The 13,592-nt window shown below is 70.5% G+C and carries 14 protein-coding genes; 9 read left to right on the top strand and 5 right to left on the bottom strand.

Annotated features, from left to right (window positions below):
• The first annotated feature begins 35 nt into the window (after positions 1-35).
• On the top strand, positions 36-1,319 hold the full coding sequence (locus ACH34R_RS05505) for a S8 family serine peptidase (protein ID WP_397560179.1): 1,284 nt from the start codon (positions 36-38) through the stop codon (positions 1,317-1,319).
• Positions 1,320-1,323: 4 nt separating this feature from the next.
• Here ACH34R_RS05505 and ACH34R_RS05500 read toward each other — a convergent pair whose 3' ends face one another.
• Positions 1,324-3,063: a glycerol-3-phosphate dehydrogenase/oxidase gene (locus ACH34R_RS05500; RefSeq protein ID WP_397560178.1), complete on the bottom strand. Its 1,740-nt coding sequence runs from the start codon at positions 3,061-3,063 to the stop codon at positions 1,324-1,326.
• A gap of 113 nt (positions 3,064-3,176) precedes the next feature.
• Positions 3,177-3,959, bottom strand: coding sequence for a DeoR/GlpR family DNA-binding transcription regulator (locus ACH34R_RS05495; protein WP_397560177.1), 783 nt, complete (start codon positions 3,957-3,959; stop codon positions 3,177-3,179).
• A 129-nt stretch (positions 3,960-4,088) separates the two neighbouring features.
• On the opposite strand from ACH34R_RS05495, the gene ACH34R_RS05490 reads away from it, so the two are divergent.
• Genes ACH34R_RS05490 through ACH34R_RS05475 form a run of 4 tightly spaced genes read left to right on the top strand, consistent with a single transcriptional unit; the run spans position 4,089 to position 7,876 of the window.
• Positions 4,089-4,985 (top strand): SIS domain-containing protein, encoded by an 897-nt coding sequence (locus ACH34R_RS05490; RefSeq protein WP_397560176.1) that lies wholly within the window; start codon positions 4,089-4,091, stop codon positions 4,983-4,985.
• On the top strand, positions 4,982-6,127 hold the full coding sequence (gene nagA / locus ACH34R_RS05485) for an N-acetylglucosamine-6-phosphate deacetylase (protein ID WP_397560174.1): 1,146 nt from the start codon (positions 4,982-4,984) through the stop codon (positions 6,125-6,127). Before ACH34R_RS05490 ends, nagA begins: the two co-directional genes overlap by 4 nt.
• Positions 6,124-7,047, top strand: coding sequence for a 1-phosphofructokinase family hexose kinase (locus ACH34R_RS05480; RefSeq protein WP_397560173.1), 924 nt, complete (start codon positions 6,124-6,126; stop codon positions 7,045-7,047). Before nagA ends, ACH34R_RS05480 begins: the two co-directional genes overlap by 4 nt.
• 4 nt (positions 7,048-7,051) lie before the next feature.
• Entirely contained in the window at positions 7,052-7,876 is an 825-nt protein-coding gene (locus ACH34R_RS05475; RefSeq protein WP_397560172.1) for a class II fructose-bisphosphate aldolase, read from the top strand.
• 129 nt (positions 7,877-8,005) lie between these two features.
• On the opposite strand, the gene ACH34R_RS05470 is transcribed toward ACH34R_RS05475, so the two are convergent.
• Together ACH34R_RS05470 and ACH34R_RS05465 are read right to left on the bottom strand one after the other, a co-directional pair.
• Complete coding sequence (locus ACH34R_RS05470; RefSeq protein WP_397560171.1) at positions 8,006-8,788, bottom strand: nuclease-related domain-containing protein; 783 nt, start codon at positions 8,786-8,788, stop codon at positions 8,006-8,008.
• Positions 8,789-9,244: 456 nt separating this feature from the next.
• Entirely contained in the window at positions 9,245-9,724 is a 480-nt protein-coding gene (locus ACH34R_RS05465; protein WP_397560170.1) for an ATP-binding protein, read from the bottom strand.
• A 158-nt stretch (positions 9,725-9,882) separates the two neighbouring features.
• Between ACH34R_RS05465 and ACH34R_RS05460 the strand changes: the two genes are divergently transcribed.
• The 4 genes from ACH34R_RS05460 to ACH34R_RS05445 all read left to right on the top strand — a co-directional run bounded on the left by ACH34R_RS05460 (position 9,883) and on the right by ACH34R_RS05445 (position 11,971).
• A complete protein-coding gene (locus tag ACH34R_RS05460) occupies positions 9,883-10,701 on the top strand; it encodes a Scr1 family TA system antitoxin-like transcriptional regulator (RefSeq protein WP_397560169.1) in 819 nt (272 codons plus the stop codon).
• Complete coding sequence (locus ACH34R_RS05455) at positions 10,686-10,898, top strand: DUF397 domain-containing protein (protein ID WP_397560168.1); 213 nt, start codon at positions 10,686-10,688, stop codon at positions 10,896-10,898. The genes ACH34R_RS05460 and ACH34R_RS05455 overlap by 16 nt, the downstream gene beginning before the upstream one ends.
• Before the next feature lie 16 nt (positions 10,899-10,914).
• Positions 10,915-11,160, top strand: coding sequence for a DUF397 domain-containing protein (locus ACH34R_RS05450; protein ID WP_397560167.1), 246 nt, complete (start codon positions 10,915-10,917; stop codon positions 11,158-11,160).
• A gap of 283 nt (positions 11,161-11,443) precedes the next feature.
• Positions 11,444-11,971, top strand: coding sequence for a GNAT family N-acetyltransferase (locus tag ACH34R_RS05445; RefSeq protein WP_397560463.1), 528 nt, complete (start codon positions 11,444-11,446; stop codon positions 11,969-11,971).
• On the opposite strand, the gene ACH34R_RS05440 is transcribed toward ACH34R_RS05445, so the two are convergent.
• A complete protein-coding gene (locus ACH34R_RS05440) occupies positions 11,968-13,542 on the bottom strand; it encodes an asparagine synthase (protein ID WP_397560166.1) in 1,575 nt (524 codons plus the stop codon). The two genes, ACH34R_RS05445 and ACH34R_RS05440, sit on opposite strands and share 4 nt — an antisense overlap.
• Positions 13,543-13,592: the final 50 nt, after the last annotated feature.

Below are 13,592 nucleotides of genomic sequence, written 5' to 3'. Positions count from 1 at the left end.
TCACCTTTGCTGCCCCAAAGGTGAGCGTGATCCCTATGTGTGATCTTCCAAGGGGCCATCGCCGCCTCACCGTCCTCGCCGCCCTGGCACTCGGGCTGTCCGTACTCGCGCCCGCCGCCGCGAGCGCCCGTACCGATCCCGCCGAGGAGACCGACCGCTACATCGTGCTGCTCAAGCCCACCGTGACCAGCACGCAGGCGGTCGCCGGCGAGCATGTCAAGACGCACAGCGGCCGGCTGGTCGGCGTCTACACGCACGCCTTCACCGGGTACACCGCGACCTTCACCGCCCGGGCCGCCGAGGAGCTGAAACGCTCGCCGGACGTGCTCAGCGTCGAGCGCGACGCCACCGTGGTGGCGTTCGAGCAGACCGTGCCGACCGGCATCCGCAGGGTCCTGGCCACGCAGAACCCCAACCTGGACATCGACGGCGTGGACGACCGCAGGGCCGATGTGGACATCGCCATCGTGGACAGCGGCATCGACGCCCAGCACCCCGACCTCAACGTGGTCTCCAGCACCGACTGCACCAGCGGCGTGTGCGTGGACAACACCGGCACCGACGGCAACGGCCACGGCACCCATGTGGCCGGCATCGCGGGCGCCATCGACAACGACTCCGGAGTGGTCGGGGTCGCGCCCGGCGCGCGCCTGCACTCGGTGCGGGTGCTGGACGACGAGGGCGCGGGCTCGCTGTCCGCGATGGCCGCCGGCATGGACTGGGTGGCCAGGAACTCCGCCACGATCGAGATCGCCAACCTCAGCCTCGGCTGCGAAGCCTGCGCGAGCAACGCGATCACCACCGCCATCGCCAACTCGGTGAACCGGGGCGTGGTCGTCACGGCCGCGGCCGGCAACGGCGGCACCGACGCCGCCACGTTCTTCCCGGCCAACCACGCCGACGTGATCACCGTCTCGGCGCTGAACGACCTCGACGGCCTGCCCGGCGGGCAGGGCGGGAACCAGCCGTCGTGCCGTCCCGAGCCCGACCAGGACGACACGCTCGCCGAGACCTCCAACTACGGCCGGACCATCGAGGTCGCCGCGCCCGGCGTGTGCATCGAGTCCACCTGGCCGGGCGGCCGGTACGCGGTGCTCACCGGCACGTCGATGGCGACTCCGCACGTCACGGGCGCGGCCGGGGTGCTCGCCGCGGGCGCGCGCAAGCCCACGGATCGGGCCGGGGTGCTGGCCATACGGCAGCGCCTGATCAGCACGGGCAACGCCAACTGGACCGACGACTCACCGGACGGCGTCAGGGAACCGCTGCTCGACGTACACGACGCCACGCAGTACCCGGCCAGGGACCCGCGTCGCTGAGCCGTCAGGGCGGTGGCACGGGCGTGTCCACCGGGACGATCTCGGGCGCTCCCAGGCGGATGGCGTCGGCCTCGTGGTCGGTGTCCTCCTCCTGGGAGGCCCGCTCGGCTTCCACCCTTTTGGTGTAGTAGGAAACCTCGCGGTCGATCTGGTCGTCGTCCCAGCCCAGCGGCCCGGCGACCAGTTCGGCCGCCTCCCGGGCCACCGCCAGCCCGCGGTGGAAGGTCTCGATCGAGATGTGCGTACGGCGGGCCAGCACGTCGTCCAGGTGGCGCGCCCCCTCGTGGGTGGCCGCGTAGACGATCTCGGCGCGCAGGTAGTCGTCGGCCCCGGCGAGCGGCCCGGCCAGCGACGGATCTTCCTCGATCAGCGCCAGCACCTCCTCGATCAGCGTGCCGTACCGCTGGAGCAGGTGCTCGATCCGCGCCACGTGCAGGCCGGCCGACTTGGCCAGCCGGTGCCGGGAGTTCCACAGCGCCTGGTGGCCCTCGGCCCCGGCGAGCGGCACCCGGTCGGTGCAGGACGGCGGAACGCGCTGGTCCAGGCCGTGCGCCACGGCGTCCACCGCATCGCGGGCCATCACCCGGTAGGTGGTGTACTTGCCGCCCGCGATCATGACGAGCCCCGGTACCGGGTGGGCCACCACGTGCTCGCGCGAGAGCTTGGAGGTCTCGTCGCTCTCCCCCGCCAGCAGCGGGCGCAGCCCGGCGTACACGCCCTCCACGTCGTCGCGGGTCAGCGGCACCGCGAGCACCGCGTTGACGTGGTCGAGCACGTAGTCGATGTCGGACCGGGACGCCGCCGGGTGCGCCTTGTCCAGCGACCATTCGGTGTCGGTGGTCCCGATGATCCAGTGCCGCCCCCAGGGGATCACGAACAGCACCGACTTCTCGGTGCGCAGGATGATCCCGGTGTGGGAGTGGATGCGGTCGCGCGGCACCACCAGGTGAATGCCCTTGGAGGCCCGTACGTGGATCTGGCCGCGCCCGCCCACCAGGCCCTGGATGTCGTCGGTCCACACGCCGGTGGCGTTGACCACCTGCCGGGCGTGGACGTCGATCTCCGCGCCGCCCTCCAGATCGCGTACCCGCACCCCGGTGACCCGCTCGCCCTCCCGCAGGAAGCCGACGACCTGGGCGCGGGAGGCGACGTGCGCGCCGTAGGAGGCGGCGGTGCGCAGCATGGTCGTGACATATCGGGCGTCGTCCACCTGCGCGTCCCAGTACTGGACCGCACCGGTGAACGCGGCCCGGCGCAGCGCGGGGGCCAGCCGCAGCGCCCGCTGCCTGGACAGATGGCGGTGGCCGGGCACGCCCCTGGTGAAGCCGAAGGAGAACCCGAGGCTGTCGTAGAGGGCCAGCCCCGCGCCGACGTACGGCCGCTCCCAGGCGAAGTGGGTGAGCGGCAGCAGGAACGGCACCGGCCGCACCAAGTGCGGCGCGACCCGCTGCATGAGCAGCGCCCGCTCCTGCAACGCCTCCCTGACCAGGTCGAAGTTGAGCTGTTCCAGGTAGCGCAGGCCGCCGTGAATGAGCTTGGACGAACGCGAGGAGGTGCCGGAGGCGAAATCGCGCGCCTCCAGCAGGCCGACGTCCAGCCCCCGGGTCGCGGCGTCCAGGGCGACCCCCGCCCCGACCACGCCGCCGCCGACCACCACCAGGTCCAGCTCCCGCGCCGCCATCTCGGCGAGGGCGGCCGACCGCTCGGCCGGGCCGAGCCTCGTCGTGCCCATGCGCGCCTTCATCCGGCTCCCCCCTGCGTGACGATTCGTCACGCCCTTTCTACCCGTTCGCCCATCGCGTAGCTACGCGCGGGTAGCCACCCCTCCCACGGGGGATAAGACGTGGAGTGCGGCGGTCAGGCCCGGATCACCTCGACCCCGGCGTCGGCGAAGTCGCCGGCCGCCTCCTCCGTCATGTTCTTGTCGGTGACCAGCGCGTCCACCTCGTCGATCGGGCAGATCCTGGCGAAGGCCCGCGCCCCCACCTTGGAGGAGTCGGCCACCACGACCACCTTGGCCGCCCGGCTCATCAGCAGGTGGTTGACGCTCGCCTCGCCCTCGTGGTGCGCGCCCGCCCCGCCCTCGACGCCGATCGCGTTGACCCCGATGAACGCGATGTCCAGGGTGACCTGTTCGAGCACGCCCCCGGCCAGCGGGCCGATCAGCTCATAGGACTGCGGACGGGCGACGCCGCCGGTCAGCACGATCTTGATGTGCGGGCGGAGGGTCAGCTCGTTGGCGATGTTCAGGGCGTTGGTCACGATGGTGACCGGCGGGCCGGTCTCCGCGTTGAGGTCGGCCCGCGTGGCGAGCACCCGGGCCAGCTCGGAGGTCGTCGTCCCGCCGTTCATGCCGACGATCGCGCCCGGGCCGACCAGTTCGGCGGCCTTCTCCGCGATGCGGTGCTTCTCCCCCGCGTGCCTGGCGGTCTTGTAGCGCAGCGGGAGGTCGTAACTGACACTCTGCGCGACCGCGCCCCCCCGGGTGCGCATCAGCATCTGCTGCTGGGCGAGCTGGTCGAAGTCGCGGCGGATGGTGGCGGTCGAAACGCTCAGCGAGGCCGCCGCCTCCTCCACGCTCAAGCGCCCCTCCTGCGCGAGGAGCTCAAGGATCGCGTTCCAGCGTTCGTAGCGTGCCACCGAAGACCTCCTTCACAGCTCTGATCGTCAAGCCTGGCACATGGCCCGTCTGGTCATCCCTTGATGCAAAATATTGCTCATTCCTGTTATAAAAGGAACAGAAAACGACTTATTCGGAGAGGGCTGCTCATGAGCACGCACACCGAGGCGGAGATCGCCTCCCAGCCCGAGTGCTGGCGTCGCGCGGTGGCCATGGTCTCCGCCGAGGCTCCGGGATCGGCCCTGCCCGGCCCCGGTGAGCGGGTGGCCGTGGTGGGGTGCGGCACCTCGTGGTACATCGCCCAGGCGTACGCGGCGCTGCGTGAACGGGCGGGCCACGGGGAGACCGACGCCTTCGCCGCCTCCGAGGTCCCGACCGGCCGCCGCTACGATCGCGTGCTCGCGCTGACCAGGTCGGGCACCACGACCGAGGTCCTGTCCCTGCTGCGGGCGGTGCGCGCGGACGGCGGCACGGCGACCACCGTGATCACCGCCGACCCCACCAGCCCGGTGGTGGAGCTGGCCGACCGCGCCATCGTGCTCGACTTCGCCGACGAGTCCTCCGTCGTGCAGACCCGCTTCGCCACCGCCCAGCTCGCGCTGCTGCGCACCCACCTCGGCGAAGATCTCTCCGCCGCGATCCGCGACGCGGAGCAGGCCCTGCGCGAGCCGCTGCCCGACGCCGCCGTACGGGCCGAGCAGGTCACCTTCCTCGGGCGCGGCTGGACCTGCGGGCTCGCCTCGGAGGCCGCGCTGAAGATGCGCGAGGCGTCCCGGTCGTGGACCGAGGCGTACCCGGCGATGGAGTACCGGCACGGGCCGATCAGCATCGCCGGGCCCGGACGGGTCACCTGGATGCTCGGCGAGGCCCCCGGCGGCCTGGCGACCGAGGTCGAGCGGGCCGGCGGCACCTTCCTGGCCTCGGCCGCCGATCCGCTCGCCGAGCTGGTGCGCGTCCACCGGGTGGCGGTCGCCCGCGCCCACGCGCACGGACTGGACCCCGACCACCCCCTGCACCTCACACGATCTGTGATCCTTTCTCCATGAGCATCACACTCGCCGACGCCCGCCTCGTGACCCCGGGCGGGGTCCACCCCGGCTGGCTCACCATCGAAGACGGCCGCATCACCTACGTCGGGCAGGGCCAGGCCCCCACAGGCAACGGCCACGGCCTCGGCGGCCGGTTCGTCGTGCCCGGCTTCATCGACATCCACAACCACGGCGGCGCGGGCGCGTCGTTCCCCCAGGGCGACCAGGAGGGGGCGGCGCGCGCCACCGCGTTCCACGCCGGGCACGGTACGACGACCACGCTGGCCAGCCTGGTCACCGGCTCGCTCGCGGACCTGAGCGCGGCGACCTCCGCGCTGGCCGACCTGTGCGAGGACGGGCTGCTGGCCGGCATCCACTTCGAGGGCCCCTACATCGCGGCGGCGCGGTGCGGCGCGCACGACCCGGGCAAGCTGCGCGCGCCTGACCGGGGCGAGTTCGCCGAGCTGGTCAAGGCCGGGCGCGGACATGTCCGGATGCTCACGATCGCCCCCGAACTTCCCGGCGCGCTCGACGTCATCCGCGACGCCGTGGACGCCGGGGTCATCGCGGCCCTCGGGCACAGCGACGCGACCTACGAGCAGGCGCAGGCCGGGATCGAGGCGGGCGGCACGGTCGCCACCCACCTCTACAACGCGATGCCCTCGCTGCACCACCGCTCCCCCGGGCCGATCGCCGCGCTGCTCCAGGACGAGCGGGTCACCGTCGAACTGATCAACGACGGGGTTCATGTGCATCCGGCGATGCTCAAGCTGGCGTTCCAGGTGGCGGGTGCGGGCCGTACCGCACTGATCACCGACGCCATGGCGGCCACCGGGGTGGGCGACGGCGAGTACGTGCTGGGCAGCATGCGGGTCCGGGTCTCAGACGGCGCGGCCAGGCTCGTGGAGGGCGGCACCATCGCGGGCAGCACGCTCACCATGGACGTCGCCTTCCGGCGCGCGGTGCAACTGGCCGGGCTGTCCCTGGTGGAGGCCGCGCAGGTCGCCTCGCTCACCCCCGCCAAGGTGCTGGGCATCGACGACCGCGCCGGGTCCATCGCGGCGGGCAAGGACGCCGACCTCGTCGTACTGTCGGACGACCTGCGGGTGGAGGCGGTCATGAAGCGCGGGGCGTGGATCGCGGAGCCGCCCGCCCCATGACCGTGCTCACGGTTACGTTGAACGCCGCCCTCGATGTCACCTACGAGGTCGATGGCGTGGACTGGGACGGGGTCAACCGCGTCCGCGCCGTCCACCGCCGGGCCGGGGGCAAGGGCGTCAACGTGGCCAGAGTCCTCGCCGCGCTCGGTCACCCCGTCCTGGCCACCGGCCTCACGGGCGGGACGACGGGCGCGGCGATCCGGGCCGACCTCGACGCGGCGGGGGTGCCGCACTCCTTCACGCCGGTCTCGGGCCACTCCCGCACCACCCTCGCGGTCTGCTCGGACACCGGGACGACGGCCATGTTCAACGAGCCGGGGCCGGTAGTGTCCGCTGCCGAGATCGGGGCTTTTCTCCGGGATTTCGACCGGCTTCTCGCGGGGGCGTCGGTGGTCGTCATCTCGGGGAGTCTGCCGCCGGGGGTACCGGCGGCGTTCTACGCGACGCTGGCGTGGCGCGCGGGCGAGCACGGTGTCGCGGCCATCATCGACGCCGACGGCCACCCCCTCCGCCACGCCCCCTCCGGCCGCCCCGCCATCCTCAAACCCAACGCCGCCGAACTGGCCCGCGCCCTTCTCGGAGCCGATACCGACGCGGTCGCCGGGGCGCGGGCGCTACGGGCGGCGGGGGCCGGGGCCGTGGTGGTGTCGCTCGGGGCGGGCGGGCTGGTGGCGGTCACGGCGGACGGTACGTGGCGGGTGCGCATGCCGTACCCGGTGGCGGGCAACCCGACCGGCGCGGGTGACGCCGTGGTCGCCGGGCTCGCCCAGGGCCTGGTCACCGGCACCCCTTGGCCCGACCGCCTCCGTACCGCCGCCGCGCTGGGAGCCGCCGCCGTGGCCGCCCCGGTCGCCGGCGACTTCGACGTCACCCTCTTTCAGAGCATTCGCCATCGCATAGACGTCCAGGAAGAGGAGTGACACCTTGCCTTTGGTCAGCACCGGGGACATCGTCCGCGCGAGCGTGGGCGGAGTCGGGGCGTTCAACGTGATCCAGCTTGAGCACGCCGAGGCCATTGTGGCCGGTGCCGAGCAGGCCGGGGCCGGGGTCGTCCTCCAGATCAGCGAGAACTGCGTCCGCTACCACGGCGCGCTCGCCCCCATCGCGCTCGCCTCGCTGGCCGTGGCGCGGGCCGCCGCCGTACCCGTCGCCGTACACCTGGACCACGCCACCGACCGCGCGCTGGTCGAGGAGGCCGTCGGGCTCGGTGTCGGGTCGGTGATGTACGACGCGAGCGCGCTGCCCGACGCGGAGAACGTGCTTCTCACCGCCGAGGTGACCGCGTGGTGCCACGAGCGCGGCGTGTGGGTGGAGGCCGAGCTGGGCGAGGTCGGCGGCAAGGACGGCGTACACGCGCCCGGCGCGCGCACCCGCCCGGACGATGCCGTCCGCTACGTCGCCGACACCGGCGTGGACGCACTGGCCGTGGCCGTGGGTACGTCGCACGCGATGACCACCAGGGACGCCACGCTGGACCTGGCTTTGATCGCGGACCTGCACGCGGCCGTTCCCGTGCCCCTCGTCCTGCACGGCTCCTCCGGCGTCCCCGAGGAGACCCTGCGCGCCGCCGTCCGGCACGGCATGCAGAAGATCAACATCGCCACCCACCTCAACAAGGCGTTCACCACCGCCCTGCGCGACCGCCTGACCGCCGACCCGAACCTCGTGGACCCCCGCAAATACCTCGCCACAGCCCGCGACGCGGTATCCCGCGAGGTCGCCCACCTGCTGGCGGTTCTGACCCTTTGACCTCCTCCCCGGCCTTCGTCGGCGTTCATAGAGCCGGCGGCCGATCACACCGGGGCGCGCGAGTGACGATACGGCTTTGCGGCAAGGACGGCGTCTGCGGCGACCCACTCGACCCGTGGCCGACCAGCGTCACCGGCTGCGGGGATGCTCGGTTTCGGTGTACGCGGGGAACAGGTCGGCCGCCGCCGCCTCCAGCCGTGCGACATCGGCAGGAGAGTGCCGCGCCGGGCGGCGTAAGACCCAGCCCGCGACCATCGACGCGCGCAACATCCGTACACCGTCCACGCTCAGGCCGCGCAGCGGCACATGCGGGCCGTGGACCGCCAGCACCGGCGTGACCTCCACCGGCGTGTGCAGCCGGCCGCTGAGCGCGGCGGCCACCGAGCGGGTCTCGTACCGTACCGACTTGACCTCATCGGACCCCCAGCGACGGCCGACGTTGACATATCGGCCGCGACGGGTGATGCGCCGGTCGCGGGACCACGCCTTGCTGTCGATCACATAGACGCCGGACGGGCCGATGGCCAGATGGTCGAGGTTGGCGCGGCCGGTCGGCAGCGCACGGTCGTGCAGCACCAGGTATCCAGCGGCCTCCAGACGGCGGAGCCGGCGTGCGGTCCGCCGCTCACCCTGCGCACCGCGACGCCAGGTACGGACCGCCTCATGCCTGCGCCACTGATACACCGTGTCGGCCGCTCCGGCGACGACCGCGAACAGCAGGCCGCCCTCGAAGCCGATCACGATCCAGCCCGCGACACCGGCGACGGCCATCACGACGCCGCGGATCACCAGCCGCCGGGGGCGGCCCGCGGCGAGTTCGGCGCGGTAGCGGGCGTACGCGGACGCGCCGGCACCAGACGACCGAGGACGCGGCGATGGAGCCGCCGGGGGGACAGGGGACGCCGAAGCCATCGGAAGGACCTCCAAGCGGGCAGATACCGGGGGAACGCACGTGCGGAGGAGCTACACAGAGCGTACGTGCGGTCACCGACAAAAGGGGGCGAATCCATAGAAGCCAGCGGCCCGGGCAAGGCGCTCAGGATGTTGTCGGCGTGCTCACCGGATCACCGCCGCACTGGAGGCCGAAGTGCCCGACGTCGCGCTGATCCGGCCGGCGCGGTGGCCGACGGCGGACGGTACCAACCGCCCGGCAAGCGGGCCGCTCACGCGACGCGCATGACGGGGAGACCCAGCGGCTTCAGGAGTGGCGGGACTTCGCCGAGACCGCCGACGAACTGCGCCAGTGGGCGGCAGCGACGACACCCCACGAGGGATACGACTGGGTCTACGTACTCAACGGAAGGCCCCGGCTAAGCCGCGGAGTTCGAGACGCGCACCCCGCACCGGTTCGGGGCGACCAGCGCGGTACTAGGGAAGGGGCATGAGCGCATAGACCACCTTTGTCCAAGGCGGGGGCGCGTCCTTTGGGAAGCGGTATCCCCAGCTCGCCGCCAGGGCATCGACGAGGGCGAGGCCCCTGCCGCTGAGGGAATCGAAGGCGACCTCTCCGCGTGGCTCGGGGGCGTGCGGGTGGGCGTCCCATACCTCGATGACCAGGGCGTCGATGTCGGCAGGCACTTCCAGGACGAGGCGGATCAGGGACTCCCCGGCGAGCAGGGCGCTCAGCTTCGGCTGCTTTTCCGAAAGGCCGGCGGCTTCGATGGCGTTGGTGACCAGTTCGCTCACCACTAACCGGGCGTTGTCCACGAACTCCTCGTCCACGAGTCCCCATCCGCGAATAGTCGCCGCCGAATATGCGCGCGCGAGGTACGCGGAATTGGGGAGCGCGACGAGGGTAAGTGAATCGCGGCGACTCGCGATGGTTGCACTAATTTGGATAGCCGTCATTTGACGTCACCCTTGCGTAGTGGCGGAGAATCGTGTCTCATACATTGCCGTAGCAACGACTCGGCCGATCCGAATATCGTCCGACACAGAACGTCAGGTGGCTCCAACTGGTGTGCCCAGATGTGAGCTTCTTGCGTCCGGCCCCCGAGGAGCCTCCCATGGCCAAAGAAAAGCATATCTCCCCAAAGGATCAATTCCGGCAAGAGCTACGGAAGTGCCGAACCGCCAAGCAGTGGACGCATCGGGCACTGGCCAGCCGCCTCAACTGCGGCCACAGCCTCGTGGGGGCCATCGAGCGAGGTACCAGGAATCCGCAGCTCAGGTTCGCAGAGAAGTGCGATGAGGCTTTTGGGTTGGATGAGCGCTTCGTCAAGCTTTGGAAGCGGATGAACAACGCCTTCACCGGGCCTCAGTGGTACGCCCACTGGGCCGACGAGATCGAGCCGAACGCACACACCTTGCGGTCCTGGGACCTGCTCCTGATTCCAGGATTGCTCCAGACCGAGGAGTACGCGCGCGCCCTGTTCACCCTCGGTATCGTCGAGGAGGAAGAGGTCGAAGACCAGGTGCAAGCGAGACTGGGGCGACAAGCCATCCTGGGGCAGGCCAAACCGCCCACCCTGTGGGTACTGATCGACGAGTGGGCGCTACAGCGGCGTGTTGGCACCCCGGAAGTGATGGCAAGGCAGCTCGACCACCTACTAGCGCTTTCGGAGCGCTCCAAGCTGCACATCCATGTAGTGCCATCAGACGCCGATACCACATCAGGGCTGGCCGGGAGTTTCGTGATCGCGGAGTCTGTTGACTATCCAGCCACGGTTTCCATCGGCTCGGCGGGGCAGGCGGAGGTAACATCCGATCCTGATCTGGTGGCTCTCATTTTGCGTAGATATGACAAGCTTAGGGCAGATGCACTTCGCACCGGTCAATCACGGCAAGTGATCAAGGAGTGGCGGGACAAATGGAGCAGCAGGTGAGCCTCGACGCAGCAGCCTGGAGAAAGAGCACTCGATCCTCCGATAGCGGAGATGCTTGTGTGGAGGTGGCTACTAACCTCCCCGGCCTCGTCGCCATGCGAGACAGCAAAGACCCCACCGGCCCCACCCTCACCTTCACCCCCGCCGAGTGGACCACCTTCCTCAACGAGATCAGCAACGGTGGCCACGACCTCTAGCCAGTGGGGTGAGCAAATGGAACCGCAGGTGGGGCTCGACGGAGCGATCTGGCGGAAAAGCACCCGCTCGACCGACAACGGAGGCAACTGCGTGGAGGTGGCCACCAACCTCCCCGGCCTCATCGCCGTACGCGACAGCAAGGACCCCACCGGCCCCACCCTCACCTTCACCCCCGCCGAGTGGACCGCGTTCCTCCACCGGGTCAACGACGGCGTGGGGCCTACGGCGATGCGGCCCAGAACTGAACCTTCAACAGAGTGAAGCTGACCAGGTCCGGCGTGAATTCTTCATGCCTGAGGAATTTACGGTAGACCCTGGGCATTCCAGTCGCCGTCCGGCGGCCGAGGGGGACCTCACCTGCCCGACATCCGAGATCCAGCCGTTGCCCACCACCTCAAGAAGGCCGTCATAGAAAAGGCGTCGGCCATCTCGCGGTACCCGTTGTCGTTCGGCTGCGTGGCAGGGCAGGCGCTACTGTATCTGTCCGACGGGCCGGACTGGAAGCCGTGTAGGAAGCCGGCGAGCTATCGTGACGAGGGTGTTCATGATGCGTCTGGCTTCGGCCAACGACAGCGCCCAGATCGCTGACCTGGTACGCGCCCGCTGCGACTGGTTGGAAGAGCGGGGCCTGCCGAGCTGGCGTGACGCGGTCGATGCCCTAGCCGCTGAGTGCGACAATCCCGACAACGATGTGTGGGTGCTGGAGACCGCGCAGGGCCGCGTCATCGGGCGCACCGTGGTGCAAGACCAAGGCCCCCCCTGGGGTTGGACTGACGCCGAGCGCGCGGAATCCGCCCTGTATCTGTCGGGCTCCATCACCCACCCGGCGCAGCGTGACCAGCGACCGGGCACGCTGATGGCTTCGTGGACAGTCGACCGGGCGGCCCAGCTCGGTGTCCCGTGGGTTCGGCGGCATTGTCATTTTTCTGGGGTGGCCCGCTACAACCTCACCCAGGGCTTCACATTGGTGCGCGAGGAACAGCGCACCAACGCGAGGCTGTACGTGATGGCCCGCCGGGCGGAGCGGCTCGACCTGTCGGCCTGGTTCCGGCAGCCACATTCGCAGTCCTAGCCGAGGAACGCCCTGGTCGCCTGGTCCAGGGTGATGACCTCGACCAGCTTGGAATGGCGGTGCTCGGTGTAGACACCGCCGGTTTCCAGCTCCGTGACGACCGCCTTGAGCCCGTCAGGGTTCAACAGCCCGGCGTCGATCAGTGGTGACCCGTCACTCAGGATGCGCCGCAGCAGCGACAGGCCGTAGTCGAGCATGGACTCCTCGACCAGTTCGGCGAAGCTCTCGCGCAGGACCGGGTTACACGCGTCGTGGCTGAGTCCGAAGGTGGCCAGGTGCTTGCGTTGGAGCTGCTTGAGCTCACGCCAGTAGAACGGGAGCTGGTCGCCGAGCTCGACCATCGCCTGGTGGGTGAATGGGTGCAGGGGCCACAGCCCGGCCCGCAGCAGGGGCGGCGCGACGGTCTCGGCCGCCATCAGGGTGATCCCGCCCGCCATCGCCGGCGGGGCGATGCCGTCGTCGCCGTACTCGATCGCGGCCTGGGCCCGCGGTCCCAGCCAGGGAAGGTCGAAGTTCTGCGCCTTGTCGGCGGCGGCCTTCGCCGACTCGGCAGAGCCGACCGCGACCATCTCGTCGCCGCCCAGCCCGGTGACCAACGTGTGCGCGCCGAGGTCGGCGATCATCCTGTTCAACTCGGTGAAGTGCTCAAAGAACGGTTCGTCGTACGGGCTGACCAGCTCGCCGCGGACTCTAGGGCAGTTCGGCCCGAACATCGGCCGCCCGGCGGTATCCAGGCAGGCGTCATGCGGCCCGAACGGGACGCGGTGGCGGATCTCGTTGCGGCGCCGGATCTGCTGCTCCCGGCCTGGTCCTATGACGATCAGCGTGGCCGTGTCGACCTGCCCAGGCCAGCGCCGGGCGACCCGGGTGCCGATTGAGCCGGAGTCCAGCCCGCCGGTCAGATGGCACAATGTCGCATCCGGCTGCAACGGCCGGGCATCCAGCGCCGCGTCGATCGCCGCAGTGAAGGCGGCCAGCACATCGGCGCCCTCGGCCAGGTCACGGTGCTCGGCATGCACGACCGGCTCTGGGTAGGTGATGACCAGGTCGCCGCCGAAGCTGGCGGTGGCCCGTTCGGTGAGCCGCCAGATCCCCGTGAAAGGGGTGTCGATACTGTAACGGGGGCGGTAGATCAGCAGCCGGGTGGCCTCCTTCGCGTTGATGCCCCTGGCGAACGGCCGCAGCTCGGTGATGTCCCACGACCCGCGCAGAATCCCGTCGTGGTGGGCCAGGTACAGCGGCGTGGCCCGCACCGCGCCGGCGGTGACGCGGACCGGCCGGTGCCGGGTCACCTCGATCAGTACGTGGTCGACCGGCCAGCGGCGGGCCTGGGCAACGAGCTCGTCGAACTGCGCCACGGTCACCACGACGGGCTCCGGCGGCACCGGTGCCCGGCCGGGCACCCGCTCCCGCACGATGATCACGGTCCGGTCGCCGTCAGTGGCGGCGAGATGCTCGATCATCGGATGCGCGTACGGCGTTACCCGGCCGGCACCGTCGTCGGTCACGTAGGAGGTTCCCTCCCACTGCCAGGCTGGTGCGGCAGCGGGGTCGATCTGAAGGATCAGCACAGCCGTCTCTCCTTCGTCAGGGCCAGGGGAGGACCCGGCCGCCCCAGATA

Source organism: Spongiactinospora sp. 9N601, assembly GCF_044326295.1.
Lineage (GTDB): Bacteria > Actinomycetota > Actinomycetes > Streptosporangiales > Streptosporangiaceae > Spongiactinospora > Spongiactinospora gelatinilytica.
The sequence above is the reverse complement of the archived record's forward strand: the minus strand, read 5'-3'. Positions and strand labels throughout refer to the sequence as shown.

Bases quoted from the DNA above. Each gene is read 5' to 3' on its own strand.
- ACH34R_RS05505 (WP_397560179.1), top strand. From the start codon at position 36: ATGTGTGATCTTCCAAGGGGCCATCGCCGCCTCACCGTCCTCGCCGCC.
- ACH34R_RS05500 (WP_397560178.1), bottom strand. From the start codon at position 3,063: ATGAAGGCGCGCATGGGCACGACGAGGCTCGGCCCGGCCGAGCGGTCG.
- ACH34R_RS05490 (WP_397560176.1), top strand. From the start codon at position 4,089: ATGAGCACGCACACCGAGGCGGAGATCGCCTCCCAGCCCGAGTGCTGG.
- nagA (WP_397560174.1), top strand. From the start codon at position 4,982: ATGAGCATCACACTCGCCGACGCCCGCCTCGTGACCCCGGGCGGGGTC.
- ACH34R_RS05480 (WP_397560173.1), top strand. From the start codon at position 6,124: ATGACCGTGCTCACGGTTACGTTGAACGCCGCCCTCGATGTCACCTAC.
- ACH34R_RS05470 (WP_397560171.1), bottom strand. From the start codon at position 8,788: ATGGCTTCGGCGTCCCCTGTCCCCCCGGCGGCTCCATCGCCGCGTCCT.
- ACH34R_RS05465 (WP_397560170.1), bottom strand. From the start codon at position 9,724: ATGACGGCTATCCAAATTAGTGCAACCATCGCGAGTCGCCGCGATTCA.
- ACH34R_RS05460 (WP_397560169.1), top strand. From the start codon at position 9,883: ATGGCCAAAGAAAAGCATATCTCCCCAAAGGATCAATTCCGGCAAGAG.
- ACH34R_RS05455 (WP_397560168.1), top strand. From the start codon at position 10,686: ATGGAGCAGCAGGTGAGCCTCGACGCAGCAGCCTGGAGAAAGAGCACT.
- ACH34R_RS05450 (WP_397560167.1), top strand. From the start codon at position 10,915: ATGGAACCGCAGGTGGGGCTCGACGGAGCGATCTGGCGGAAAAGCACC.
- ACH34R_RS05445 (WP_397560463.1), top strand. From the start codon at position 11,444: ATGATGCGTCTGGCTTCGGCCAACGACAGCGCCCAGATCGCTGACCTG.